General features: G+C 66.2%; 26 protein-coding genes. 14 read left to right on the forward strand and 12 right to left on the reverse strand.

Annotated elements, in window-relative coordinates; all coding sequences use genetic code 11:
• Positions 1-169: 169 nt before the first annotated feature.
• Positions 170-1,873, forward strand: a complete 1,704-nt coding sequence (locus ASE52_RS00910; RefSeq protein ID WP_057223076.1) for a flagellinolysin — start codon at positions 170-172, stop codon at positions 1,871-1,873.
• Between the two features lie 25 nt (positions 1,874-1,898).
• Here ASE52_RS00910 and ASE52_RS00915 read toward each other — a convergent pair whose 3' ends face one another.
• Positions 1,899-2,336 carry a thermonuclease family protein gene (locus tag ASE52_RS00915; protein WP_057223077.1) on the reverse strand — a complete coding sequence of 146 codons (438 nt, stop codon included), beginning with the start codon at positions 2,334-2,336 and terminating at the stop codon, positions 1,899-1,901.
• A 459-nt stretch (positions 2,337-2,795) separates the two neighbouring features.
• Here ASE52_RS00915 and ASE52_RS00920 point away from each other — a divergent pair, with 459 nt between their 5' ends.
• Both ASE52_RS00920 and ASE52_RS00925 read left to right on the forward strand, forming a co-directional pair.
• Positions 2,796-4,838: a tail fiber domain-containing protein gene (locus tag ASE52_RS00920; protein ID WP_082606718.1), complete on the forward strand. Its 2,043-nt coding sequence runs from the start codon at positions 2,796-2,798 to the stop codon at positions 4,836-4,838.
• 394 nt (positions 4,839-5,232) lie between these two features.
• The gene (locus ASE52_RS00925) at positions 5,233-5,721 is read left to right on the forward strand and encodes a DUF2242 domain-containing protein (RefSeq protein WP_241776940.1); all 489 of its coding nucleotides are present in this window, start codon (positions 5,233-5,235) and stop codon (positions 5,719-5,721) included.
• Positions 5,722-5,751: 30 nt separating this feature from the next.
• On the opposite strand, the gene ASE52_RS00930 is transcribed toward ASE52_RS00925, so the two are convergent.
• Positions 5,752-6,300, reverse strand: a complete 549-nt coding sequence (locus ASE52_RS00930) for an alpha/beta hydrolase (RefSeq protein WP_057223081.1) — start codon at positions 6,298-6,300, stop codon at positions 5,752-5,754.
• Positions 6,301-6,439: 139 nt separating this feature from the next.
• On the opposite strand from ASE52_RS00930, the gene ASE52_RS00935 reads away from it, so the two are divergent.
• Positions 6,440-6,877: an Lrp/AsnC family transcriptional regulator gene (locus ASE52_RS00935; protein WP_010460322.1), complete on the forward strand. Its 438-nt coding sequence runs from the start codon at positions 6,440-6,442 to the stop codon at positions 6,875-6,877.
• An 82-nt stretch (positions 6,878-6,959) separates the two neighbouring features.
• On the opposite strand, the gene ASE52_RS00940 is transcribed toward ASE52_RS00935, so the two are convergent.
• Positions 6,960-7,547 (reverse strand): dihydrofolate reductase family protein, encoded by a 588-nt coding sequence (locus tag ASE52_RS00940; RefSeq protein WP_057223082.1) that lies wholly within the window; start codon positions 7,545-7,547, stop codon positions 6,960-6,962.
• A gap of 117 nt (positions 7,548-7,664) precedes the next feature.
• A complete protein-coding gene (locus ASE52_RS00945; protein WP_241776889.1) occupies positions 7,665-8,312 on the reverse strand; it encodes a TetR/AcrR family transcriptional regulator in 648 nt (215 codons plus the stop codon).
• An 83-nt stretch (positions 8,313-8,395) separates the two neighbouring features.
• On the opposite strand from ASE52_RS00945, the gene ASE52_RS00950 reads away from it, so the two are divergent.
• Entirely contained in the window at positions 8,396-9,421 is a 1,026-nt protein-coding gene (locus tag ASE52_RS00950; protein ID WP_198928045.1) for an NAD(P)H-binding protein, read from the forward strand.
• Positions 9,422-9,641: 220 nt separating this feature from the next.
• Here ASE52_RS00950 and ASE52_RS00955 read toward each other — a convergent pair whose 3' ends face one another.
• Positions 9,642-10,532, reverse strand: coding sequence for a LysR family transcriptional regulator (locus ASE52_RS00955; RefSeq protein ID WP_057223085.1), 891 nt, complete (start codon positions 10,530-10,532; stop codon positions 9,642-9,644).
• 127 nt (positions 10,533-10,659) lie between these two features.
• On the opposite strand from ASE52_RS00955, the gene gstA reads away from it, so the two are divergent.
• Positions 10,660-11,268 carry a glutathione transferase GstA gene (gene gstA, locus ASE52_RS00960; protein ID WP_057223086.1) on the forward strand — a complete coding sequence of 203 codons (609 nt, stop codon included), beginning with the start codon at positions 10,660-10,662 and terminating at the stop codon, positions 11,266-11,268.
• The gene (locus ASE52_RS00965; RefSeq protein WP_057223087.1) at positions 11,265-11,978 is read left to right on the forward strand and encodes a glutathione S-transferase family protein; all 714 of its coding nucleotides are present in this window, start codon (positions 11,265-11,267) and stop codon (positions 11,976-11,978) included. The genes gstA and ASE52_RS00965 overlap by 4 nt, the downstream gene beginning before the upstream one ends.
• A gap of 10 nt (positions 11,979-11,988) precedes the next feature.
• On the opposite strand, the gene ASE52_RS00970 is transcribed toward ASE52_RS00965, so the two are convergent.
• Positions 11,989-12,525: a pseudouridine synthase gene (locus tag ASE52_RS00970; protein WP_010460335.1), complete on the reverse strand. Its 537-nt coding sequence runs from the start codon at positions 12,523-12,525 to the stop codon at positions 11,989-11,991.
• Between the two features lie 75 nt (positions 12,526-12,600).
• Positions 12,601-13,527, reverse strand: a complete 927-nt coding sequence (locus tag ASE52_RS00975; protein WP_057223089.1) for a M23 family metallopeptidase — start codon at positions 13,525-13,527, stop codon at positions 12,601-12,603.
• 180 nt (positions 13,528-13,707) lie between these two features.
• Between ASE52_RS00975 and ASE52_RS00980 the strand changes: the two genes are divergently transcribed.
• Positions 13,708-14,970, forward strand: a complete 1,263-nt coding sequence (locus tag ASE52_RS00980) for a phospholipase D-like domain-containing protein (RefSeq protein WP_057225050.1) — start codon at positions 13,708-13,710, stop codon at positions 14,968-14,970.
• Between the two features lie 108 nt (positions 14,971-15,078).
• Here the strand turns inward: ASE52_RS00980 and ASE52_RS00985 are convergent, their stop codons facing one another.
• From ASE52_RS00985 to ASE52_RS00995, 3 genes are all read right to left on the reverse strand, one after another.
• Positions 15,079-15,789: a nucleotidyl transferase AbiEii/AbiGii toxin family protein gene (locus ASE52_RS00985; RefSeq protein WP_057225052.1), complete on the reverse strand. Its 711-nt coding sequence runs from the start codon at positions 15,787-15,789 to the stop codon at positions 15,079-15,081.
• A complete protein-coding gene (locus tag ASE52_RS00990) occupies positions 15,782-16,288 on the reverse strand; it encodes a helix-turn-helix transcriptional regulator (RefSeq protein ID WP_057223090.1) in 507 nt (168 codons plus the stop codon). The genes ASE52_RS00985 and ASE52_RS00990 overlap by 8 nt, the downstream gene beginning before the upstream one ends.
• A 165-nt stretch (positions 16,289-16,453) precedes the next feature.
• Positions 16,454-16,702, reverse strand: coding sequence for a hypothetical protein (locus ASE52_RS00995; RefSeq protein WP_010460340.1), 249 nt, complete (start codon positions 16,700-16,702; stop codon positions 16,454-16,456).
• Positions 16,703-16,860: 158 nt separating this feature from the next.
• Between ASE52_RS00995 and ASE52_RS01000 the strand changes: the two genes are divergently transcribed.
• From ASE52_RS01000 to ASE52_RS01015, 4 genes are all read left to right on the forward strand, one after another.
• Positions 16,861-17,823 (forward strand): MoxR family ATPase, encoded by a 963-nt coding sequence (locus ASE52_RS01000; RefSeq protein ID WP_198928046.1) that lies wholly within the window; start codon positions 16,861-16,863, stop codon positions 17,821-17,823.
• An 8-nt stretch (positions 17,824-17,831) separates the two neighbouring features.
• A complete protein-coding gene (locus tag ASE52_RS01005; RefSeq protein ID WP_057223092.1) occupies positions 17,832-19,004 on the forward strand; it encodes a DUF58 domain-containing protein in 1,173 nt (390 codons plus the stop codon).
• The gene (locus ASE52_RS01010) at positions 19,001-20,494 is read left to right on the forward strand and encodes a transglutaminaseTgpA domain-containing protein (protein WP_057223094.1); all 1,494 of its coding nucleotides are present in this window, start codon (positions 19,001-19,003) and stop codon (positions 20,492-20,494) included. The genes ASE52_RS01005 and ASE52_RS01010 overlap by 4 nt, the downstream gene beginning before the upstream one ends.
• 283 nt (positions 20,495-20,777) lie before the next feature.
• Positions 20,778-21,554 carry a transporter substrate-binding domain-containing protein gene (locus ASE52_RS01015; protein ID WP_057223095.1) on the forward strand — a complete coding sequence of 259 codons (777 nt, stop codon included), beginning with the start codon at positions 20,778-20,780 and terminating at the stop codon, positions 21,552-21,554.
• A gap of 138 nt (positions 21,555-21,692) precedes the next feature.
• On the opposite strand, the gene ASE52_RS01020 is transcribed toward ASE52_RS01015, so the two are convergent.
• Positions 21,693-22,154 (reverse strand): SRPBCC family protein, encoded by a 462-nt coding sequence (locus ASE52_RS01020; protein WP_057223097.1) that lies wholly within the window; start codon positions 22,152-22,154, stop codon positions 21,693-21,695.
• A 145-nt stretch (positions 22,155-22,299) separates the two neighbouring features.
• Positions 22,300-22,617, reverse strand: a complete 318-nt coding sequence (locus tag ASE52_RS01025; protein ID WP_057223100.1) for a DUF2322 family protein — start codon at positions 22,615-22,617, stop codon at positions 22,300-22,302.
• 211 nt (positions 22,618-22,828) lie between these two features.
• Between ASE52_RS01025 and ASE52_RS01030 the strand changes: the two genes are divergently transcribed.
• Positions 22,829-23,152 (forward strand): metalloregulator ArsR/SmtB family transcription factor, encoded by a 324-nt coding sequence (locus ASE52_RS01030; RefSeq protein ID WP_057223102.1) that lies wholly within the window; start codon positions 22,829-22,831, stop codon positions 23,150-23,152.
• Positions 23,153-23,248: 96 nt separating this feature from the next.
• Positions 23,249-23,713 carry an SRPBCC domain-containing protein gene (locus ASE52_RS01035; RefSeq protein ID WP_057223104.1) on the forward strand — a complete coding sequence of 155 codons (465 nt, stop codon included), beginning with the start codon at positions 23,249-23,251 and terminating at the stop codon, positions 23,711-23,713.
• Positions 23,714-23,755: the final 42 nt, after the last annotated feature.

Raw genomic sequence — 23,755 nt, forward strand, 5'->3', positions numbered from 1 at the left:
AGAAACGGGCCTTCAGGTTTTGCCCTGGCCCGCCGATAAGGCAGAGAGGAAGAAGCGGGTTTCCGGCCTGGGCGCTGCTGCTGCGTGGGGCTGGGCGTGCCGCTTCGCCCGGTTTTTACCGTTTGTCTATTTATTCATCTACTTTGACCAGGAGTCCCCGGGGCGTGCCATGGCGTTGACGATCAACACCAATGTGATGTCGCTGAATGCGCAGCGCCGGCTTGGCGGTGCGCAGAGCGACATGGCCACGACCGTGCAGCGCCTGTCCTCGGGCTTGCGCATCAACAGTGCCAAGGACGATGCGGCGGGCCTGGCGATCTCCGAGCGGTTCACTTCGCAGATCCGGGGGCTCAACCAGGCGGTGCGCAATGCCAACGACGGCGTGTCGCTCATGCAGACGGCCGAGGGAGCGTTGCAGAGTGTCACGGCCAGCCTGCAGCGCATCCGTGAGCTGGCCGTGCAGGCAGCCAACGACACCAACAGCGCGGCCGACCGGCAGGCCATCCAGGCCGAGGTCACGCGGCTGGCGCAGGAGATCGACCGCACCGGGCGCACCACGCAGTTCAATGGCATGGACGTGTTCGACCGCTCCGAGGCCAGCGTGGTGGGCGACGAGAACCTGCTGGCCGTGTTCGATGGCCTGACCAGTGCCGGCAGCTGGCTGGAGAGCAGCGAGAACCTCATCCGCAGCTACTACGGCATCGAGGCGGATGGCGCGGCACTGGACATCCGCTACACCGGCTTCACCGACAACGCGGGCGGCGTGGCCGCCTATGTGCAGGTCACCGGCTTTGACGGGCAGGGGCGCGGCAACAACCTGGTGCTGCAGGTGGACATGGCCGACTTCGTGCCGCCCAACATGCCCAATGGCGGCAGCGCGCCGTACTACAACGACCGCATCATCGGCCATGAAATGGTGCACGCCGTGATGGCCCGGTCCACCCACTGGCAGGACATCACCAGCAACCACCTGTGGTTTGCCGAAGGCTCGGCCGAGTTCATCCAGGGCGCCGACGAGCGCGTGCGCGGCGACGTGGCCAACCTCGGCGTGGCGGCCGTGGTGGCGGCCATTGGCGGGCCCACCAACACCAGCGAGTTCTACTCGGCCAGCTATTCGGCGGTGCGCTACATGCACGACCGCATCAAGACCGCGGGCGGGACGGGCATCAAGGACGTGCTCAGCTACATGGGCAACAACCCCGGCGCCACGCTGGATGCCGCCATTGCCGCCGCATCGGCAGGGGCCTTTACCAACGGGGCGGACGTGCTGGCGCAGTTCGCGCTCAATGGCGCGGCCTTCATCGGCACGTTTGATTTGAACAATGCCGACACCGGCGCCATTGGCGGTGCCGACGTGGACGGTGGCATGGTGCGCGATGCCAAGGCGGCCATCCCCAACCAGGGAAGCCGTTCGGGCAAAGACGCGCTGCAGGGCTTTACCGAGACGTACGAAAACATTGCGACCTCTGGCAGCGCGATCAGCACCAAGGTGTTCCAGGTGGGCGCCAATGCCAACCAGACGCTGGAGACCCGCGTGGGTGCTGTGGGCCTGGGGGCCATGGGGCTGCGCAACACGCTGGATGTCACCACGTCGGCCGCGCAGACCATCGTGTCGGTGGACCGCGCGCTGGATTACGTGAACAGCCAGCGCGCTGTCATCGGCGCCCAGTCCTCGCGCCTGGAATCGGCCATTGCCAACCTGCAGATCGGCAGCGAAAACCTGTCCGCCAGCCGCTCGCGCATTGTCGACACGGATTTCGCGGTAGAGACCGCCAGCCTGGCCCGCCAGCAGATCCTGCAGCAGGCGGGCAACGCCATGGTGGTGCAGGCCAACCAGATGCCCCAGGGCGTGCTGGCGCTGCTGCGCAGCTGATCCACTCTCCAGGAGCCGCCTGTCGTCAACGCTGGCTGTGCCGGTGCCGATAGTCCCACGGGGCCAGTGGGCGCCGCTGCGACCACAGGCCCGCGCCGCCGCTGCGCGCCTGCCGCTGCAGCGGTGCCAGGTGCGGATGCGCGGCTGCATAGGGCGTGTACACCCAGGCCAGGCCCGCGCGCACCTGGGCCGTGGCCACATCGGCGCCACCGCAGCGCACATTGGCCACCGTGCGGCCATAGCTGTCTTCGTCCACCGGTTGCAGCGCGGCGCGCTGCCTGAAGCACAGGCGTGCCAAGTTCTGCCGCGACTTCTGACCGAACGCCTGGCGCGACTCGGGCGCGTCGATGGCGGCGATGCGCACCTTGACCTGGTGGTAGGCGCCGGGCGCGCCGCAGCGCGCCGTCAGGGTGTCGCCGTCGCTGATGGCGACGACCAGGCAAAGCAAGGCAGCGAGTGGCATGGGGTGTTCAATGAGTGGGCAGCCCAGGCGCGCTTCGGCACAAGGACAGGGGGGGGCCGCCGGAATTTGCGTTAAATCGGGCGCTGGCGCTTTACTATTAATGGATTGTAGCTATCAATAGCATAGCTTTTTGGGTTTCTGCGTCTAACGGTGCCGAGCTGCCGGTGTGCTTGAGTGCATGCCGGATACGGTAGATATCCCAGGGATGCCGCCTCCCAACGCCGTGCGAAAATCCAGCGCCCTCGCCTGGCGGGTGCCTCTGTGAGTTGATCTCTGTTGGTCGATGCATCCAGCGCGCCGCAAGCAGACCGCAAGGGCGCAGGCCAGGAGGCTGCCGTGCCCGACGCCCATCTGGCGGCGCATTTTCCGGTCAGGTTCACGATCGCACGGCGCCGCCACCGTATTCCACCCACTGAAACTGCCGCAAGGCAAAAAACACTGCAGAAAGAGTTGTAGTTCATGTCCACTCCGCGCGTTCACGCCAGCCAGTTGCTCCTTACCCTGCTTGGAACCGCCCTGTGGGCTCCGGCCTCGCAGGCGGCAGATGTCACGATCAGGCCTGCAGCCGGATCGGGCTTCGCTATCAAGGATGCGAGCGGAACGCAGACCCGGTTCCGCGTGGACGAGGCGGGTGCCATCGCGGCCCCTGGCATCGCGGCTTCGCCCGCTGTGTCCAATGTCGTCTGCTACGGTGCGGCGGGCGTGCTGGGGCCGTGCCAGGCCTCAGCCGTGGGGGCCACAGGCCCGGCGGGACCGACCGGGCCTACGGGGCCTGCCGGAGCGACCGGCGCCACCGGGGCTGCAGGCGCGGGAGGGGCTGTGGGGCCGCAAGGCCCCGTCGGTCCTGCAGGCGCTACGGGATCGGTGGGATCAGTGGGTGCCACGGGCGCTGCGGGCATTGCAGGGCCGACCGGCGCTACCGGTTCTTTTGTGGGCAGCTACGCAGGCACTTGGTCTGCGGTCACGCTGTATGCCCCCGGCGCGCTGGTGACACAGGGCGGCTCAACCTACCTGCAGATATCCGCCACCGACTCGACCAATGTTGATCCGTCGGTGAGCCCTGCCGTTTGGACCGTGGTGGCTCTGGCGGGCGCCACCGGGGCGACCGGGGCCACGGGGGCCACCGGGGCAACAGGCGCTGCCGGTACGGCTGGGGCTGCTGGCGCCGCTGGGCCTGCGGGCGCGGTGGGCCCTGCCGGGGCTGCGGGCGCAACCGGGGCCACGGGTGCGACGGGGGCTACAGGCGCAACCGGCGATCTGACGGGTGCGGTCCAGTTCGCGGCAGCTTCGCAGCAGACGGCCAGCACCACCAACGCGCTGGTCAACCTCAAGCTCGTCGGTGCCAATACGCTGGGTTCACCTGGCACCACGCCCCTGCTGTCGCTGTCCGCCAGCGGCAACTACGTAGGCGGCCAAAGCCATGACAAGGAGCGCGTGCGGGTGGACAACGACGGCGCGATCCTCTCCGTGGGGGACTTCTCGGGCGGTGCCGGAGGCGCTCCGGCCGAAGGCAGCGGCACGCGGTTCTTGTGGTATCCGCAGAAGGCCTCCATCCGCGCCGGGCAGATCGACGGCACCCAGTGGGACGACGCCAACATCGGCCTGTATTCCACTGCGTTTGGCTACAACGCCCGCGCCTCGGGCGACTATGCCTTTGCATCGGGGCAGGGTACGGTGGCTGCCCAAGGCAATTCGGTGGCCATGGGCTTGTACAACGTCGCCTCCGGCTTTGCGTCGGTGGCGCTGGGCATGGGTGCGCACACCAACGCGCGGCAGGGTTCGTTCGTGTTCGCGGACCGCTCGTTCCCCACCTTTTGCGATGGCGGAGTTTCCTGCTCGCCAGAAACCTACTTCCGGGCGCCGGTGAACAACTCCTTCAACGTGCGGGCGGCTGGCGGTTTTCATCTGTACACCAATGCTGCGGCAACGACGGGCTTGCGCATGAGCTATTTGTCCAGCACCAACCAATACGGCAGCTTTGTCTGGGCGGACCGCTCCAGCGACGACGCGGTGGCGCCGACGGCCCAGAACCAGACCATCTTCCGCTCCAGCGGTGGCTTTACGGTCTACACGGATTCGGGGTTGTCTGCAGGTGTCACGGTAGGCCCCGGCGGCGGGTCCTGGTCATCGGTGTCTGACCGCAACCTCAAAGAGAACTTTGCCGCCGTCGATGGCGAAGACGTTTTGCGGCGCCTGCGCACGGTGCCGGTGACCACCTGGAACTACAAGACCGAAGGCCGCGCGGTGCGCCACATGGGTCCCATGGCGCAGGACTTTTCGGCGGCTTTCCACCTGGGGGACAGCGACACGAAAATTGCCACCATCGATCCAGACGGCGTGGCGCTGGCTGGCGTGCAGGCGCTGGACAAGCGCTCGGTGGAGCAGCAGCAAAAGATCGACGCCCTTCAGAAAGACCTGAAAGCGAAAGAAGAAGCCCTGGCAACCCTGGGCCTGCGCTTGCAGCGGCTGGAGGCACTGCTCGCCCTGCCCAAGAGCAACTAACGGGGCTTTTCCGGTTGCAGGGTGGACGCTCGGATTTCTGCGGCGTCGCGTTCTTTCGTGAAGATGCCCGGCGCAGGTGCGCCTCCATCCTGTATGGTGCATGCTGCGCGCTCCGGCTGTGCCCGATCGCCAATAGGCACTTTTGGAACATGGAACTGTGGCCGGCTTTGCCTCTCACACCACCGTTGGTGCGCAGCCTCTATCACTGGCGCCAACGATGATGACCAATGACCCAGAAGGAGTACCGGTTTTGAGCTTTCCTGTAACAACCAGAAACTCCCCAGGCGCTTGTAGTGTTCTTTGCACACCATGGCCCCTTCGCCGGTCCTCAGGTTTTCGCGCCGTGCAGGTCTTGGCAGGGATTCTGGCGGCAGTGTGGGTCCTGTCGGGTTGCATGGCCACGGGCGCAAAGACGTTTGGGGTGCAGGAAAACTTTGGTTCGGTGGCCACCTACTCGCGACTGTTTGACGCTACACCCCAGCAGACGTGCGAGGCATCGCGCCGCGCACTGCTGAGCCAGGGCTACATCATCTCCACCCACCAGGCGGAGCTGGTGGAGGGCAAAAAAAGCTTCCAGCCCGAAGCCGAATCGCACCTGCAGATGGTGGTGCGCGTGGTGTGTGTGCCCGAGGCCACGGACGGCAAGGTCAGCCTGGGCTTTGTGACGGCGCTGCAGGACACCTATGCCCTGCGCAAGACCAACAACTCGGCCAGCGTGGGCGTGGGCGCCATTGGCTCGGTGTCGCTGCCTTTTTCGGCCAGCAGCGAATCGCTGGTCAAGGTGGGCAGCGAGACCATCTCCAAGGACACGTTCTACGAGAGCTTTTTTGACCTGGTCAAGCGCTACCTCGTGATGGACCAGGCGCAAACGATCGGCGGTTGAAGCTGAGGCTCTGGGCGGGGGTCTCAGGCGTCACTCACTGCGCCAGCGCGCCACCTGCGCCCACCCCTGCGGCCAGTCGCCCAGGCCGCTGTCGGCATTGAGGTGGCCCCGCGCGCCCAGCACCACGTGCTCGGCGTTCCAGGCGCTCGCGCACTGCGCCGAAAAGCCAGGGGTGGAATACGGGTCGCTGGTGCTGCTCATCAGCACCCGTTTTGGCAGGGTAGGCAGGGCGGGTAGCTTGGCAGGCAGTGGCGAAAAACCTTGGGCGTCGGCCGGGAAATTCGGCCCGTCAGGGTCCGGCACGGCCACCAGCAGCAGCGCATGCACGGGCCGTGGGTGGCGTGCGGCCCAGTGCACCGCCACCAGGCAGCCCAGGCTGTGGGCGACCAGGATGGGGGGCTGCGGCGATGTGGCAATGGCGTCGTCGAGTGTGCGCACCCAAGTGTCGCAGTCGGGGTGGTCCCAGTCTGCTTGTTCCACCCGCCCCACGCCCGCGTGCCGGGTTTGCCACAATGACTGCCAATGCTGGGGGCCCGAGTTGTAGATGCCCGGGATGAGCAAAACAGGTCGTGTCGTCATCAAACTTCCTTGTTGTCAAAGCAGATCCATCACTGCCCGCCAACGATAGGAAACCGCCGCTGATTCGGCCAGAGGATCTCATCGGAAATCGGTCCTCCAAACCTTGAACTCATCGCAAGAAAACAAAGGAAGCACCGCCGTGGAGCTGGACAAAAAAGACCGACAGATCCTCATGGCCCTGCAGCACGATGCGCGGCAAAGCCTGTCGGCGCTGGGCAAGCAGATCGGCCTGTCGCAGCCCGCGATGAGCGAACGCGTGAAGAAGCTCGAAGACGCGGGCGTGATTGCCGGCTATGCGGCCCGCATCAACCTGGCCGCCGTGGGCCTGGGCCTGCAGGCTGTGGTGCGGGTGCGCACCACGCACGAACACATCCCGCGCTATGTGCAGCTTTTTCAGTCCCTGCCCGAAGTGCTGGACGCCGTGCGCGTGACGGGTGAAGACTGCTTCGTGGTGCGCTGTGCCTTCGGCCAGCCCGCCGACCTGGAGCGCGTGGTGGATGCGCTGGCGGCGTTTGGCAGCGTCTCGACCTCCTTGGTGCTGTCGCACCCCGTGAACAAGGCGGTGCCGCTGGATTGAGCTGATTTTTGCATCAAAAGAGCCGCTGACGCTGTATGGATAAGCGTAAGTCGCTATAAAAATAATAGCTATAAGACTGCGGCTATGGGTTGCGTTGTGGGGCTGGCGGCACCTCGTACCTCAGTTCCGCAAAGAGGCCGCCCAGCGTTGTGACCGACTGCAGGCGCAGCGCCGGTTGTGCGATCCGGCGCGGCAACAACGGCTTGCCCGCACCCAGCGTGACGGGGGCGATCTGCACGATCAGCTCGTCCAGCAGGCCCGCGTCATAAAACCGCCCCACCAGTTCGCCCCCGCCCACGATCCACACATTGCGCCCCGCTGCGGCCTGCACCATGGCCTGGTGCACCGGCCGCACATCACCTTGCACAAAGCGCACATCGGCACCCGGGATGGCGCGCAGCGTGCGCGAGCTGAACACCCACGTCGGCTGCGCATAGGGCCAAGGCTGGCCTGCGTCGATGGCGTGCCGGAGCATCCATTCGTAGGTGTGCGAGCCCATCGCCAGCGCACCCACATCGCGGATGAAAGCGGGGTAGCTGGAGCCCTCGATCTCGCCAAACTGCAGCAACCAGCCAAGGTCGTGGTCGGGCGTGGCGAGGAAACCGTCGAGGCTGGATGCGCCGTAGAACTGGGTCTTGCCGGGGTGGGGGTGGTTGCCTTGCGGGGGCACGGTGGGGGCTCCTCTCTGAGGGTGGGTACGTTCGCTGGCCCGGTGCAGGCGAAGCGGGTGCGGGCACTGTAGAGAGGGGCTGCTGACAACGGCCTGGCAGCAGATGTGCGCCCGGGGTCAGCCCGGGCTGCGGGCACCGGCCTGCAGGGCCAACACGGCCGCGACCAGCACGCCGGTGGCTTCTTCGGCGCTGAGCAGTCCGGCGCTCACGAATGCGCCGTTCACCACCACCGCGAGCTGGGCGGCGAGCTGCTCGGGGCGGGGTGCCTTCAACCGCACCGCGATGTCGTGCAGGCGGCCCCGCAGCGCCTGCATGTGCCGCTGGGCCACATGCCGTGCGGGGTGGTCCTGCTCGGCAAATTCAGCGGCCACGTTGATCTGGGGGCAGCCCCGGTAGTTGGAGCGGGCCAGGCGCTCGCCAATCCAGCGCATGTGGGCCTCCAGTTCACCGGCGGGGTCGTCGGCGAACTGGGCCGCCACGCTGTCCCATTGGTCCCAGAACTCGACATCCTCCCGCTCGAGGAAGGCCACGATGAGATCGTCCTTGGTGGGGAAGTAGCGGTACAGGCTCGTCTTGGCCACGGCGGCTTCCAGCACAACCAGGTCCACGCCCACGGCGCGCACGCCGCGTTCGTAGAACAGCCGGGACGCGGTGTCGAGGATGCGGCTGCGGACATCGGCGGCGGGCTCGGTCCCCGGGGCCGGGCCGCTGGTGGGGGAGAAGTCCCTGGTGGAACGTGAATTTGTGGTGCGCATGCTTGACATGATACAGACCTGTCTGTAATCTTCAACAAACAGACAGGTCTGTATCGTTAATTTCAACCACCCACCCAACGCAAAGGATGACCATGAACCCGCAACAACACCGCCCCATCGCCGTTTACGGCGCCACCGGCCACACCGGCCAATTTGTCGTGCGGGAAGCACAGCGCCGCGGGCTGCCCGTGGTGGCCGTGGGGCGCGACGCCGCCCGGCTGGACGAGGTGTTTGCGCCAGGCGTGCCCCGGCGCGTCGCCGATCTGGCTGACCCCACCAGCCTGGAACATGCCTTTGCCGGCTGCGCCGTGGTCATCAACTGCGCCGGCCCCTTTCTCGACACGGCCGCCCCGGTGGCGCAGGCCGCGCTGCAGGCAGGCTGCCACTACATCGATGTGACGGCGGAGCAGGCGAGTGCGCAAGCCAGCCTGGCCGATTTCGATGCACCCGCCCGCGCTGCGGGCAAGGTGGTGATTCCGGCGGCCGCCTTCTATGGTGGCCTGGCCGATCTGCTGGCCAGCGCACTGGCATCTGCCGGCGCCATCGACGAGATCACCGTGGCGATCGGGCTGGACCGCTGGTGGCCCACGGCCGGCACGCGCAAGACAGGCGAGCGCAACACAGTGCCGCGCCAGGTGGTGGCCCAAGGGCGCCTGGTGCCGCTGGTGCCTTCCGAGCACGTGCCGGACTGGGCGTTTGCCGCACCCCTGGGCAGCCAGGCCATGGTGGAGATTCCGTTCAGCGAGGTCATCACCATCGCCCACCACCTGCCGGTGGGCCACATCCGCTCGCTGCTCAACCGCTCGGCGCTGCAGGACATCCGCGACACCGGCACCCCGCCCCCCACCGCCACGGACGACAGCGGACGCTCTGCGCAGCGCTTCGAACTGATGGTGCAGCTGGTGCAGGGTGGACAGACCCGCACCGCTGGCGTCCGCGGGCAGGACATCTACGCCGTGACAGCGCCCATCGTGGTCGAGGTGGCCCAGCGCCTGCTTGCCCCTGCGTACGCACACAGCGGCGCGCTGGCCGTGGCGCAGGCGGTGGACCCGGTGGATCTGCTGCGCTCACTGCATGGCACGGCGCTGGAGGTGTTTGGAGAGGCCTTGCCTGCTTGATCCAGGCCCTCAGAACCTGTTCAAGATCTCTTCGGGGTCGCGCAAGCGCCGCAACGCCGCAGACCGCCCGGCAAGGCACTTGCCCGAAGGGTTGGCGTGAAATCGGGCGATTCGAAGCCCCAGCTGCTTGCATGGGCATGAGCCCATGCGGCGCATCCGAAGCATCCACTCTTCCCGATTGCACTCCAATGCGACCCCGGAAAAGAATTTGAACGGGTTCTCAGGGCAGCGCCACCGTGTCCGCCAGATGCCCATACACCGCCGCAATGCGCCGCAGGTGGCGCGACTCCGGGTGCGTGAGCAGCCACAGCTCGTTGTCGCACTCGGGCAGCGAGCCGGTGAGCGGACGCAGGTCGCTGCGGCCCTGGGCCAGGAAGGTGGGCAGCACGCCCACGCCCGCGCCCCGGGCCACCAGGTCCAGCACGGTGAGCAGGCTGTTCACACGGTAGGTGGGCTGCACCTTGGGGTACTGCTTTTTGCGCCAGCGCACCGAGGGGTGGTCGGGCATGGAATCGTCGGGCGCGACCCAGGCTGCACGGCCGGCTTCCACCTCCGACATCGCCACCGCGTTCGCCGTCGCCGTGTACAGGGCCGAGCGGATCATGCCCAGTTGCCGTCCCACCAGGTGCTGCGGCGGGCGTTTGGTGGCGCGCACGGCGATGTCGGTGTCGCGCCGCGTCAGGCTCACCAGTTCATTGCCCGCATGCAGTTCGTACACCAGGGCCGGGTGCCGGGGCTGCAGCACCTGCAGGGCGGGGGCGATGAGGCCCTGCAGGATGGTGTCAGTGGTGGAGATGCGCACCGTGCCCGAGACCTGCTCGGGCTGCGTCTGCGCGGCGGTGCGGGCGGCCTCCAGGGCAGCTTCCACACGCTCGGCCTGCTCTGCCAGGGCCTGGGCCAGCTCCGAGGCGCGGTAGCCCGCGCGCGAGCGCTCGAACAGCGGCTGCCCCAGCCCACGTTCGATGCGCTGGATGGCTCGGAACACCGTGGACGCATCCACGCCCAGCCGCTCCCCGGCCGCCGCCAACGTGCCGGTGCGCGCCATGGCCAGCAGCACCTCCAGCTCGGCAGCACCCAGTTGGTATTGCGCAGGTGCAATGGATGATTTCATAGATGCGTATTTTGTTTGCGTTGATGCAATCATAAATTCTGCCTGTCGCCGCATACAAATAGGTACCGATGGGTGCCAAGGGGCGACACCTCCCACCTTCTTTTTTGCACAGAAAGACCTGCCCCCCATGAAGCTCTACTACGCCCCCGGTGCCTGCTCGTTGGCCATCCACATCGCCCTGCGCGAGGTGGGTGTTCCCTTCGACCTGATCAAGGTCGATTTGGCCCACCACACCACCGAGACCGGTGCCAGCTACCTCGACATTTCGCCGCGTGGCTATGTGCCCCTGCTGGAGCTGGCCGACCAGTCGCGCCACACCGAAGGCGCGGCGCTGCTGCAGTACGTGGCCGACCTGGACCCGGCGCAGGCGCTGATCGGCAAGCCCGGCTCGCGCGAGCGCCTGGCCGTGCTGGAATGGCTCACCTTCATCAGCACCGAGCTGCACAAGGGCTTCAGCCCCTGGCTGTGGCACAAGGAGACGGCCGACTCCACGCGCCAGGCCGCCAAGGCCAAGCTGGCCGCGCGTTTTGTGGAGATGGATGGCGTGCTCTCGCACAGCGACTTCCTGGCGGGCGCGTACAGCGTGGCCGATGCGTATGGCTTCACCATCGTCAACTGGTCCCACCTGCTGGGCATGCCGCTCACGGCCTACCCGCACCTGCAGGCCTGGATGGCGCGCGTGGCGGCCCGCCCGCAGGTGCAGGCCGCGCTGCGTGCCGAGGGGCTGGCATCGTGAGCGCAGAGGTGGCCGCTGTGCCAGCGCTCACGCTGGTCTCGCATGCACTGTGCCCCTATGTGCAGCGCGTGGCCATCGTGCTGCACGAGAAGGGACTCCCGTTCGAGCGCCGCACCATTGACCTGGCGCGCAAACCCGACTGGTTCGTGGCCCTCTCGCCGCTGGGCAAGACGCCCGTGCTGCAGGTGCGCGGCCAGAGCCTGTTCGAGTCGGCGGTGATCTGCGAGTACCTGGACGAGGTCGCCATGCCCACACTGCACCCGCAGGACCCGCTGCAGCGCGCCCGCCACCGTGCGTGGATGGAATTTGGCTCCACGGTGCTCAACACCATCGGCGCTTTTTACGCTGCGCCGGATGAAGCCGCGCTGCAGGCCCGCGCGCAGGAGTTGCGTAGCCGCTTCGTGCAGCTTGAAGATGCCTTGGGTGAATTCAGCGGGCCGGGGCCGTACTTTGCGGGGCTGGACTTCGGCATGGTGGACGTGGTGTTCGGCCCCGTGTTCCGGTACTTCGACGTCATTGACACGTTGCCGGGCGTGGATGACCTGGGGCTCTGGCAAGGCTTGCCGCGTGTGCTGCACTGGCGCGCTGCGCTGGCCGCGCGCGCTTCGGTGCAGCAGGCCGTGGGCGCGGACTATGCCGAGGGGCTGCGTGCCTTCCTGCGTGCGCGTGGATCGGCACTGTCGCGCCGCATGGATACCGTGGCGGCGTAGCTGCCTCGATTCAATCGGCCCAGGTGCCCGGCGCCAGCCCGTCGAGCGTGTAGGGCCCGATGGCCGCGCGGATGAGCCGCAGCGTGGGGTGGCCCACGGCGGCCGTCATGCGCCGCACCTGGCGGTTGCGGCCTTCGCGGATGACGAGTTCGATCCACGCGGTAGGGATGGCCTTGCGCTCGCGGATGGGCGGGTTGCGCGGCCACACGGCAGGCGCGGGCTCCAGAAGGCGTGCACGGGCGGGCAGGGTGGGGCCGTCGTTCAGCACCACGCCGCTGCGCAGCGCGGCCAGCGCGGTATCACTGGGGATGCCTTCCACCTGCACCCAGTAGGTTTTCTCCATCTTGAAGCGCGGGTCGGCAATGCGGGCCTGCAGCGGGCCGTCGTTCGTGAGCAGCAGCAGCCCTTCGCTGTCGGCATCCAGCCGCCCCGCCACATACACGCCGGGCAGGTCGATGTAGTCCTTGAGGCCCTGCCACTTGCCTTCCGCGGTGAACTGGCTCAGCACGCCATAGGGTTTGTTGAAGCGGATCAGGCGCGAGGTCATGCGGGGAGTGATGTTTTGAATGAAATTGGCTGCTAGCGCTTGTCCATCAAGCGCAAGCAGCTATCAAAATGGTAGTTATGCGGGGATGAACAGCGCCGGGTCCACCATGGTGCGGTTCAGCATCACGCCCCAGTGCAGGTGCGGGCCGGTCACGCGGCCGGTGGCGCCCACCTTGCAGAAGGCCTCGCCCGCCTGCAGCACATCGCCCACGCGCACGTCCATGCTGCTCAGGTGGCAATACATCGTCAGCAAGCCCTGGCCATGGTCCAGCCACACCGTGCCGCCGTTGAAAAAGTAGTCGCCCACGTCGATCACGCGGCCCGGCAGCGGCGCCACGATGGGGGTGCCCGTGGCGGCGGCGATGTCCATGCCGCTGTGCGGATTGCGCGGCTGGCCATTGAACACGCGCCGCAGCCCGAACGAGCTGGAGCGCCGCCCTGGTACCGGCACGCGCATGCGCAGTGATGGCTGCGCCTGGCCCGCAGGCTGCTCGGTGAAGGTGGCCATGACCCCGGCCTGGTGGTCGCGCTCGCGCTCGTAGCGTGCCTGGTCCTCGGGCGAGAGGTCCACCGTGCGCGGCGACACCTGCAGGTGCTGCTCTTTGTACTGCTTGTGTGCCACGGTGTAGTGCACCAGGCGCGGGCTGCCGCCGCCTTCGGCCAACACGGTGATGAACGCATCGCCGGGTGCGGCGGCCAGCGGGATGCCCACGATGGCCGTCCATTCGATGGCATCGCCCACCACCCGCAGCGGCACATCCACATCGCCCTGGCGCACCTGCGCCACCGGCCGCGTGGCCGCGGGCCCGAGCGACAGCCGTGCCACGCCCCCTGGCACCTGCAGCGCCTGAGGCCACACCGTGGGCGCGGGTGGCAAGGGCTTGGCGTGCAGCAGTCCCAGCATGGCGGGCTGCGCCAGAAGGCCCGCCGCGCCCACCAGGACGCTGCGACGATTGATGGGGAGGGCGGGGTGGACGAAGGCAGGGCGGGCAGATTCAGACACGGCAGGGCAACGGCAAATATGCAGCGGGATGTGTTTGGGGGGCGGGGGTGACGCGACCGCTGTCGCGACCAACACCGGCAATTGTGCCCCCGGCGTTGGCGGCGTCCGCCTACATTGCGCCCACAGGGCGCCGCCTACCATCGCGCCATGCCGAAAGCCGCCCACCGCCGCCGTTCCACCATGCTCACTGTTCTTCTCACGGCCCTGGCCACGGGCGCACTGGTGTTGCTGGCGCTCAACTTCACGGCGGGCGAGAAGAAGGTGCAGCAACAACTGCCGCGCCTGTACAGCACCGCCCACCCTCAGTTCGAGCGCGCCCTGGGCAGCCTGCTGGGCCCGGGCATCGTGGGTGGCAACAAGGTGACCGAGTTGCTCAATGGCGACCAGATCTTTCCGCCCATGCTGGCCGCCATCCAGGCCGCGCAAAAAAGCGTCACCTTCGAAACCTACATCTACTGGTCGGGCGACATCGGCAAGCAGTTTGCCGACGCCCTGAGCGAACGCGCCCGCGCCGGCGTGCCGGTGCATGTGCTGCTTGACTGGGTGGGCAGCGCCAAGATGGAAGAGAGCTACCTGGCCGAGATGAAAGAGGCCGGGGTGCAGATCGAAAAATTCCACAAACCGCACTGGTACAACCTGGCGCGCCTGAACAACCGCACGCACCGCAAGCTGCTGGTGGTGGATGGGCAGGTGGGTTTTACCGGCGGGGTCGGCATTGCGCCCGAGTGGACAGGCCACGCGCAAGACCCGGAGCACTGGCGCGACTCGCACTACCTGGTGCGCGGCCCCGCCGTGGCGCAGATGCAGGCCACGTTTTTGGACAACTGGCTCAAGGTCACCGGCAAGGTGCTGCATGGCGAGGCGTATTTTCCAGCCATCGCTGCGGCGGGCACGCAAAAGGCGCAGATGTTCTCCAGCTCGCCGTCGAGCGGCAGCGAGAGCATGCAGCTCATGTACCACCTAGCCATCACGGCGGCCGAGCGCAGCCTGGATTTGTCGGTAGCGTATTTCGTGCCCGATGAACTGACCCACAAACTGCTCATGGACGCCCTGGCGCGCGGCGTGCGCGTACGCTTGGTGACCCCTGGCGAACACACCGACACCGAAACCGTAAAGGCCGCATCCCGCGCCACTTGGGGCCCGCTGCTGCAGGCGGGCGCCGAGATTTATGAATACGGACCCACCATGTACCACTGCAAGGTCATGATCGTGGACCAGCTGCTGGTGTCGGTGGGCTCCACCAATTTTGACAACCGGTCGTTCCGCCTGAACGACGAGGCCAACCTCAATGTGTACGACGCAATGTTTGCGCAGCGCCAGACACAGGTGTTTGAAGACGACCTCAAGCGGTCACGCCGCGTGACCTACGAGGCCTGGCGGGACCGGCCGCTGCGGGAGAAAGCGCACGAGAAACTGACGGGCTGGCTGCGCTCGCAGTTGTGATGAAAATTCGAAAAATCGGTTCCTGGTGCTTGTAGGTTGAGCGCTATGTGCTATCAAAAATATAGTTATTGATGCCATCGCGCCAAGATATTGAACGAGACTTTCGACCTATTCCAGCGGCAGCAACCGCCGCAGCGATCGCACCTTTTGCCACAGCACGGCCTTGGGCAACTGCATGGCCATTGCCTCCATGCAGCGCTCCAGCCATCCTGTGCGCTGCTGTATCCGGTCAATGGCCTTGCCCAGATCGCGCGCCACCGACGGGCCATAGGCTTCTTGCGCCTTGGCCAAGGCCGCACGCAGTGTGGGCAGGGGCAAACCCATCATGGCCAGGTCAATCACATCGCGGCTGAACACGCCGTCATCGGCCTGACGGTCTGAATTGGCCAACAGTTTGGATGCAGCCAAGTCCAGCCGGGTGAGGGTGCTTACGCCGCAAATCGCGTCTTGAGCACCGGGCGCATCGAGCGCAATGCGGGCCTCTCGCACGATCTCGAACTTGATGGCCATTCCATCCATCTGCACCTGCGTCCGGATGCCGTACTGGTCAGCACGAATCTCGCGCAGTGCCACCAGATGTTGCGCCTGGGCGTGGGTGATGGTGGCGAGCCCGCTGGGATGGGTCAGCAGTTGCCGAAGCTCCCGGTAGCCCAACGCATCCGACACGAGGAAGTCGATATCCACCGATTCACGGTACTCCCCGTACTGCAGCGCGATGCACGTGCCTCCGCCAAAAAGGCAGCCATGTTGGCGAAGCACGGTGCCGTCCAACGCAGCCAGCACATGGGCAATGCGCTGGTGGTGCGGGCGCTCAAACATGGCCAGGGCTGCTTCCAGGCCGGTGCGCAAAAGCCAGGCGCAGTGCTTGCAGCAAGGCTTGCTCTTCGGCAGACATGGCGGACAGATCCAGGTGGCGCGCGTTGCGTTCGTAAATGTCCAGCGCTTCGGCGGGCGACAAGGCATCCGTGCCATGCACCTGCCAAGCCAGCGCACGCAATTGGGGGTAGTCGGTGAGCACCACCCGCGCTGGAATCCAGCCCGAGCGGTCCTGCGCCTGCGCGCCGCGCGCCAGGTCGTCGGATGCGGTGTGCGCCTGCACCGCCATGCCCAGTGCGGCCATCGCGTTGCACCACGCACCCATGGTCACCGAAGGCTCGCCTTTTTCAATGCGGTGCAGCGTGACGCGCGATATGCCCGCAGCCTCTGCCGTCACCGTGGCGCTCAGTCCCAACGACTTGCGACGGACACGAATCTGCTCGCCCAGCGCCACCATCTGGGCAGTACTTTGGGTGGTGGATAGAGGGGCTGTAGAGGGCATTTGATGCTCATTATTTGCAAAATTGCCTATTTGTCAAATATGAGAATCACTTTTAATGTCTTGCAAGATTAAGCGACGCGAACTTCAAGGCGTGGCGTCTGCACATGCCACGCGGGGTGGGGGCCACCGTCCAGTGAGACCTGGCCGTCAGGGCCTGGGCACGGCTCAGTGCGTCACAAACTCGTACGTCACCGCCTCGCTGTCCACCATGTCGAGGATGTCGTCCAGCACGTCCTCGTCTTCGGTGCTGGCCCACAGGTCTTCGGGGTCGGCGGCAAACAGCGGTTCGATGGCGATGTCCATGTACTTGCCATCGGGCAGCTTGATGACGGGCGTGCCTTCGGAGGTGTCGGCCAGCTCCCAGTCGTCGGGCACGGTCATTTCAAGTTGGATGGTGACGTTGAGTTTTTTCATGGGAATCCTTGTTGCTAACCGGGCAGGGTAACCTGATTCGTTCAGCTGTGCGGGCTCCGGCGCCGACCGGGCGCGGATATGTCCCTGCTCATCATGTGTCTTGGTTCCACCACACCCGCTCCCTTAGAATTTTTGGCATATCAAGAGGGGGAAGTCCGTTGGATCTGGCACAAACAGTCACAGACGCTGCGCAGCAATGCGCGCGCACGGCACAAGCCATTGTTCAGAACGTTGAAAAAGTTCTGGAAGGCAAGCATCAACAGGTCGAATTGGCGCTCGCAGCCGTCGTGGCGGGCGGGCACCTGCTGATTGAGGACGTGCCGGGTCTGGGCAAGACCATGCTGGCGCGCGCGCTGGCGGTGTCGGTGGGACTGTCGTTCAAACGCATTCAGTTCACCGCCGACCTGATGCCTTCAGACATTGTGGGCGGGCCGGTCTACAACCCCAAGGACGGCAGCTTCATGCTGCGCCCCGGCCCCGTCTTTGCCAACATCGTGCTGGCCGACGAGATCAATCGCGCAAATCCGCGCGCCCAGTCCGCCCTGCTCGAATGCATGGAGGAAGGGCAGATCACGCTGGACGGACAGACCCTGCCGCTGCCAACGCCGTTTGCCGTGCTGGCCACGCAAAACCCCATCGATATGGCGGGCACTTACCCGCTGCCAGAGGCACAGCTCGACCGCTTCCTCATCCGCCTTTCGCTGGGTTACCCCGACGCAGATACCGAAGCGGGCCTGATCCAGAGCCAGCAGTTCTCGCACCCCATCAGCCGGCTGCAGTCGGTGTGCCGGGCCGGCGAGTTCGAGCGGTTGGTGGCAGGGGCGCACGAGGTGTCCATCACCCCTGAGGTGGCGCAGTTCATCGCAGCCATCGTGCGGGCCACGCGCAAGCACCCCGACATCCGCTTCGGCGCCAGCCCGCGCGGCACGCTGGGCTTGGCGCGCATGGCGCGCGCGCTCAGCTGCATCCGCGGCCGCTCTTATGTGGACCCGGCCGTGGTGCGCGAAGTGGCCACGCCGGTGCTGGCACATCGCATCATCGTGCAAGGGCAGGGAGCTCAGGCCAAGGACCCCCACGACATCATCCAGGCCATCCTGATGTCACAGCGCACGCCCCAGTAGTAGCGCCCATGGAGCGACTGCTGACTCGATCACGCGTACTGCTCGCGTTCTGTTGCACGCTGCTGCTGGCGGCGCTCAACCGCCGAGACCCCATGGTCTACGGCATGTTCCTGTTCCTCGCGACCGTGACCGTGATGGGCTTCGTGCTGCCCTGGCTTTCGCTGCGCGGCATGACCGTGCGGCTGCGGGCCGATGGTGTGAGTGGGGAAGTGATTGAAGGCGCTGGGTGCGACATTGGCATTGTGGTGGAGCGCAGCGTGCGCTGGCCCGCCTTCATGGTGGACGTGGAGACCGAATGGGAGTGGGCCGGGCGTCACCTGACACTGCGCCAGACGATTCCCGTCGTTCGCGCAGGCAAGGCCGTTGAACTGGGCCGGCAAGTGCGGTTTGAATGCCGGGGTCACTACCGGCTGGTGGCCGTGCGTCTGGCCAGCGGCTTCCCGCTGGGCCTGGTGCAGGCCCGACATGCCATGCAGCACACCGGTATTGCAGTGCATGTGCTACCCAAGCCACAGGCGATGTATTGGCCCCTGCCCTGGAATGTATCGCCTGACCCTTCGGGCACGCTCGCCACACGCCACTCAGGCCAATCGTTCGAGCTGGGCCTGCTGCGCGAGTACCAGCAGGGCGATTCAGTAGGCCGGGTGAGCTGGCGCGCTTCAGCCCGGGTGGGTGAGCTGGTGATCCAGCACTTCCAGCAATTGGGAACCGTGGTCCTGCGGGTGGCTGTGCATGCGCCTGTGGCGCCAGCTTTGGGCAACCCCGCCAGCGCGGGTGAGCAGGCCATCCGCCTGGCGGCGGGAGTGTTCGATGCAGCCCATGGACACGGTGCACAGGCATTTCTGTATTTGGCGGGTGATGGCGAGCCCGTGCAGAGCGCTGCCCTGGTGCGCACAGCCCTTGCTGCGGCGCTGCCAGCAAGTGCGGCCCAGTTGTGCGAGGCCTGCATGCGCGTGGCTGCGGTTGCAAGGGTGGGAGATCAGATCGCGCTGGTCGTGCCGGGCGACATGGTGCAGGCCGACCTGGCAGCAGCCCTAGCAGAGTTGAAGGGCCTTGCTTGCGCAGTGGTGGTATGCATCGCCCTGGGGCGTGTTGTTGGTCCGGCGCAATTGGCTGCTGCCCAGGGCTTGCAGGCCGTGGCTGAGCGGGCCGGTGCAGTCAGCTTGATGGAGACACCATGAGGTCTGGAGGCACACCCGGCAATGCGTCTACCCGGGCCTCCGCCAGCGCGCGGCCCGCACCCACCAGGGGCAGCACCCGCGAGGCGGACAAAGAACCCTCGGCCCCGCTGCAGAGCGGGGGCGCCATCGTGTTCGCAGGGCTGAGCTATCTGTTCACGGCCTTTGCGTTCTCTTACCTGGACCGGAGCTATCGGGCCTTCGGTTTCGCTTGCGCGCTGTGGCTGGTGTGGGCGGTACTGGGCTTTGGGGCAGGGGTGCTCAACCAGCGCGGCCCCGAGGGCGCTGGCCGCAGGCAGTCGCAGGTGCTGGGTCTGTTGGGCTTTGTGCTGGCGGTGTTCCCAGGCATCCTTCTCTTCTCCTTCCCGCGCTGGGTGTGCATGGTGCTGCTGGTCGTGATGGGCGCGCGGGCCGCCCAGTTGCGCACGCGGCGCGACCTGTACCTGACGATGACCGTGGTCTTCGCGGTGTGTTTTCTGACCACCACGCACTACGCTGCCGACTGGAGCCTGTGGTTTTACCTGGGGCCAGCGTGGCTGTGTGGTGCGCTGACGCTCGCATGGTTGCATGCCGAAGGCGTGGACCTGTCGCGCTGGACCAAGCTGTCGATGACGGCAGGTTTCGTGGCGGTGTCCTTTGCCATTGCTACCACCCTGTTCCTGTTTGCACCCCGGCCGCCGGTGCTCGGCTTTGGCTTCCTGCCGGGTGGCGATACGCCGGGTTTGTTCGACCCGCCTTTCGGCAAGCAGAGCGACCCTGATGCGGACCAACGCGCCCGGGGGCAGGGCAGTCAAGGTGGTGCGGGTGGCAAGGGCTCGGGCTGGGGGGAGTCTCCGCGCCAGGGGCAGTCGCGGCTACAGCCCGGTACGCCCCCATCGCAGTGGGATCGCATGCTGGACTCCATGCGGGACGCTGGCAGAGACCCGTTCGCTCCGCAGTGGCAGCGCGGTGCCATCAATGGGGCGCTGGACGCGGCCCAGGCGCTGCGCAAGTGGTGGAAAGGCAGCGGCGGGCCAGGTGGCACGGCGGGGACTGGCGGGCAGGACGATACGTCCATGCCGCCGCCTCCACCGGGCAGCGGCGGGGCCAGCAGTCTGCTCGGTCTATTGCTATGGCTGGTCTTCGTGTTTCTGGCATGGCTGCTGTGGCGTCGGCGCCATCGATGGGGCGTGCGCCTGGCGCTGGCTGCAGCGTGGGGCTTGTCGCGGTGGTTTCCTGCACGGTCCATGCAGCTGTCTGCCCGTGCCATGACCTGGTGCTTGCGCGCCTACCGGCACCCGCCGCTGCGCGGGCAGTCCGTGCGCGAGCACTGGTCTTCTGCGAAAGGGCTTGCGCCACTGGCCCACACCTGGCTGAGTCGGGCGCTGGAGAACTACTGCGCGATGCGCTTTGGCGGCCTGCCTGCGACGCAGGAACGGGCCCTGCACCTGCGCGAGGACGTGCTGGGTGCCACCGAGGTCATGAGCGGCACCGTGCCCGAACTCAGCCGCTGAGGTCAGATAGTCCCCTGGTGTCGCTGCGCAGCAGGGTTGGGCCGCTGATGCTTGACCGTTTCTTCATTTACCACTCTGACCGCAGCCGCGCGCGGTTCAAGGCTGATGGCAGTGTGCAGCACCATGGATACGGGTGCGGCTCGCCTTGAACTGGTTGACCTCATCCGGCCGACTCGCTGGGCACGCTGCGTGGTGAGAGGCTGCTGTATCCTTTTGTTGCGCACCGCTCACGCAGATGTTTGCAGTTGCACAGCCCATCCCTCTTCCTTCGGAGTCTCGCCCAATGATCGCCAAAAAAGTATTTGCCCTGGCCGCCGTGGCCGCCACCCTCGCTTTGAGCCAGGCCGCGCAAGCCGGCCCCCGGCTCGACAAGATCATGGAGGCCAAGGTCATCCGCGTGGGCACGCCCGGCGACTACCGCCCGTTTGCCATCAAGACCGACGCGGGCTACAGCGGCCACGACATCGACGTGATCGAGACCATGGCCAAAGAACTGGGGGTGAAGATCGAATACGTGCCCACCACCTGGCCCAACCTGGTGAAGGACCTGCAGGGCGACAAGTTTGACGTGGCGGTGGGCGGCATCACCCGCAACGTCAACCGCATGCGCATCTTTGACATGCTGCCCGGCTACGCTCCCTTTGGCAAAGTGGCCCTGGTGCGCTCGGCCGACAAGGCCAAATACACCAGCGTGGACGCCATGAACCAGCCCACCGTGCGCGTCATCAAGAACCCCGGCGGCACCAACGAAACCTATGTGCTGGCCAACCTGAAAACCGCCCAGGTCAGCACCCACGACAAGAACGCCGAGATCCCCGCGCTGATCGCGGAGGGCAAGGGCGACGTGATGATCACCGAAACCTACGAAGCCCTGCACTACGCCAAGGCCGACCCGCGCCTGCACGCCGCGTTCGTCGATGCGCCGCTGACCCCGAAGAACTACCTGGGCTTCATGCTGCCCACCGACGACGCTGACTATGTGCGGGTGATGGGCTTTGTGTGGGGCCTGGTGGACAGCCGGGGCACCATCAAGCAAGCCGCTGACAAGTGGTTGAAGTAAGCGGTTGACGAGGGCGTGGCGGTGGGCGGAGGCCCGGCCAAGCCACTGAAACAGAAGGCGGGCGGCGCAATGCAATACCTTTGGTGGTGCCCGCCCGCCTTGCCGTTGGGCAGCGCTCGCTGCCCGGCGTGAGACGGCTTATTCCCCCGGAATCTCCGGCTCCACCAGCAGCGCCAGCAACTGCAGTGACTCCTGCCAGCCCAGGTAGCACATCTCGGTGGGTATCACCGCTGGAATGCCCGCTTGCACGATGGACACCTCGGCTCCCACGATCACCTTTTTCAGCTGGATGGTGGTGCGCATCTCGCCCGGCAGGTTGGGGTCGTCAAACCGGTCGGTGTGCACGATGCGCTCGCCGGGCACCAGTTCCACATATTCACCGCCAAACGCATGTGTGCCGCCGCTGCTCAGGTTGGTGAACTGCATGCGGTAAGTGCCGCCGACGCGCGCATCCAGGCTCAGCACGCGGCCGGTAAAACCGTGCGGTGGCAACCATTTGCACATGGCGTCGGCGTCCAGAAAGGCGCGGTAGATGCGCTCGGCCGGGGCGCGCAGCACGCGATGCAGGGTCACTGTGCCGGTGGTGGTGTGGGTGGTCATGCGAGGTCTCCTTGGGGGGAAATCAGGGGTGGATGAAAGCGTGAACCGCCAAACGATATCGCTCATTCAACGTGTTCACACCCCTACGACGAACGGGCCCGCGCATTTTCGACAGCCTGCCGCTGGCACAGCGGATTTTTTTGTCTCAGGCTGAAACCGTGTGGACCCCGAAGCTCTCGCTGCCCCGTGCCCAGGCCAGCAGCCGGTCGATGTTGGGGTGCTTGCCTGGGAACGCCTGCGCATCGGCCACGTGCTCGGCATACCACTCCAGTCCCAGGGTGGCGGCCGCAGGCGTGATGCGGCCGCCATACAACGCTGCCAGCGCGGCGTACACCACCAGCGAGCCCGTCTGTCCGGGCTTGTTCTCGATGGTGGCCAGCACTTGGTCGTCCGCGCCCAGTAGGTGCAAGGCGGCGAGGTGGCTGGCGGAGGGGAGTTGCTTGAGGCGGTCTGCGAAGTTCATGGGCAAGGACAAAGGGTGGATACCACGGGCGGATCCCCCGGCCCCGCAGCGGATGGATGGGTCGTGTGGGCCTGCATTGTCGCGCCGCCCCGGTGCGCCGCACAAACCATGGAGTGTTCCGCGCAGCGCGCCTGCATCTTTTTGTGGAGGGTTGACCAATTCATAGCCATTTGGTTATTATTCTTCATCCATAACCAATGAGTTATATCCTGTGAAATCCCCTGAAGACCTGACCTTCGCGGCGTTGTCGGACCCCACGCGCCGCTCCATCTTCCAGCAGCTGTCCCGGGAGGGGCAGCAGACCGTGAATGTGCTGACGGGGCATTCCCACATTTCGCAACCTGCGGTGTCCAAGCACCTGGCCGTGCTCAAACGCGCGGGGCTGGTGGAAGACCGCCGAGCGGGGCGCGAGACCTACTACCAGGTGCGGCGCGAAGGATTGGCGCCCCTGGTGGACTGGATGAGCGTCTATGCCAGCTTCTGGAACCAGCGCCTGGATGACCTTGAGAACCTGCTCGGACGCATGGACCAATGACTGCGCAACTCCACTCCAGCAAAAACACCATGCAGAACCGCCATTACCCTTCCAGCCCTGCGCCTGCCGTCGCGTTCATCTTGCAGGCGGTGCGCCATGGCTGACGCAACCCGATCCCACGCCACCGCCCACGCTGCGCCAGGCACCCGGTCCCTGGTGTTCGAGCGGCAGATACCCCACCCGCGCGAGAAGGTCTGGCGGGCGCTCACGCAGTCCTGGCTGATGGAGGAATGGCTGATGCAGAACGACTTCGTGGCCGAGGTGGGGCACCGCTTCACGGTGCGCGCGCAGCCGCTGCCCGGCTGGTCGGGCGTGACGCATTGCGAGGTGACGCTGGTGGAGGAGCCCAGCCAGCTTGCCTACCGCTGGGGCAACGGCACCGAGTCGGCCAACGGGCTTATCACCCACATCACCTGGACCTTGCAGGAGCACGGCGGCGGCACGCTGCTGCGCATGGAGCAGGCGGGCTTCCGGCCCAACGACGGCATCAGCTTCGAGCGCATGGGCGGCCTGTGGCCGCGCATTCTGGAGCGCCTGGAGCAGGTGGTGCACGGCCACTAAAGCCCACCCAACATCCCCATCCCCTCACCCACAGTTTCTCAA

Source organism: Acidovorax sp. Root275, from assembly GCF_001428965.1.
In the GTDB taxonomy this organism is placed as follows: Bacteria; Pseudomonadota; Gammaproteobacteria; order Burkholderiales; family Burkholderiaceae_C; genus Acidovorax; species Acidovorax radicis.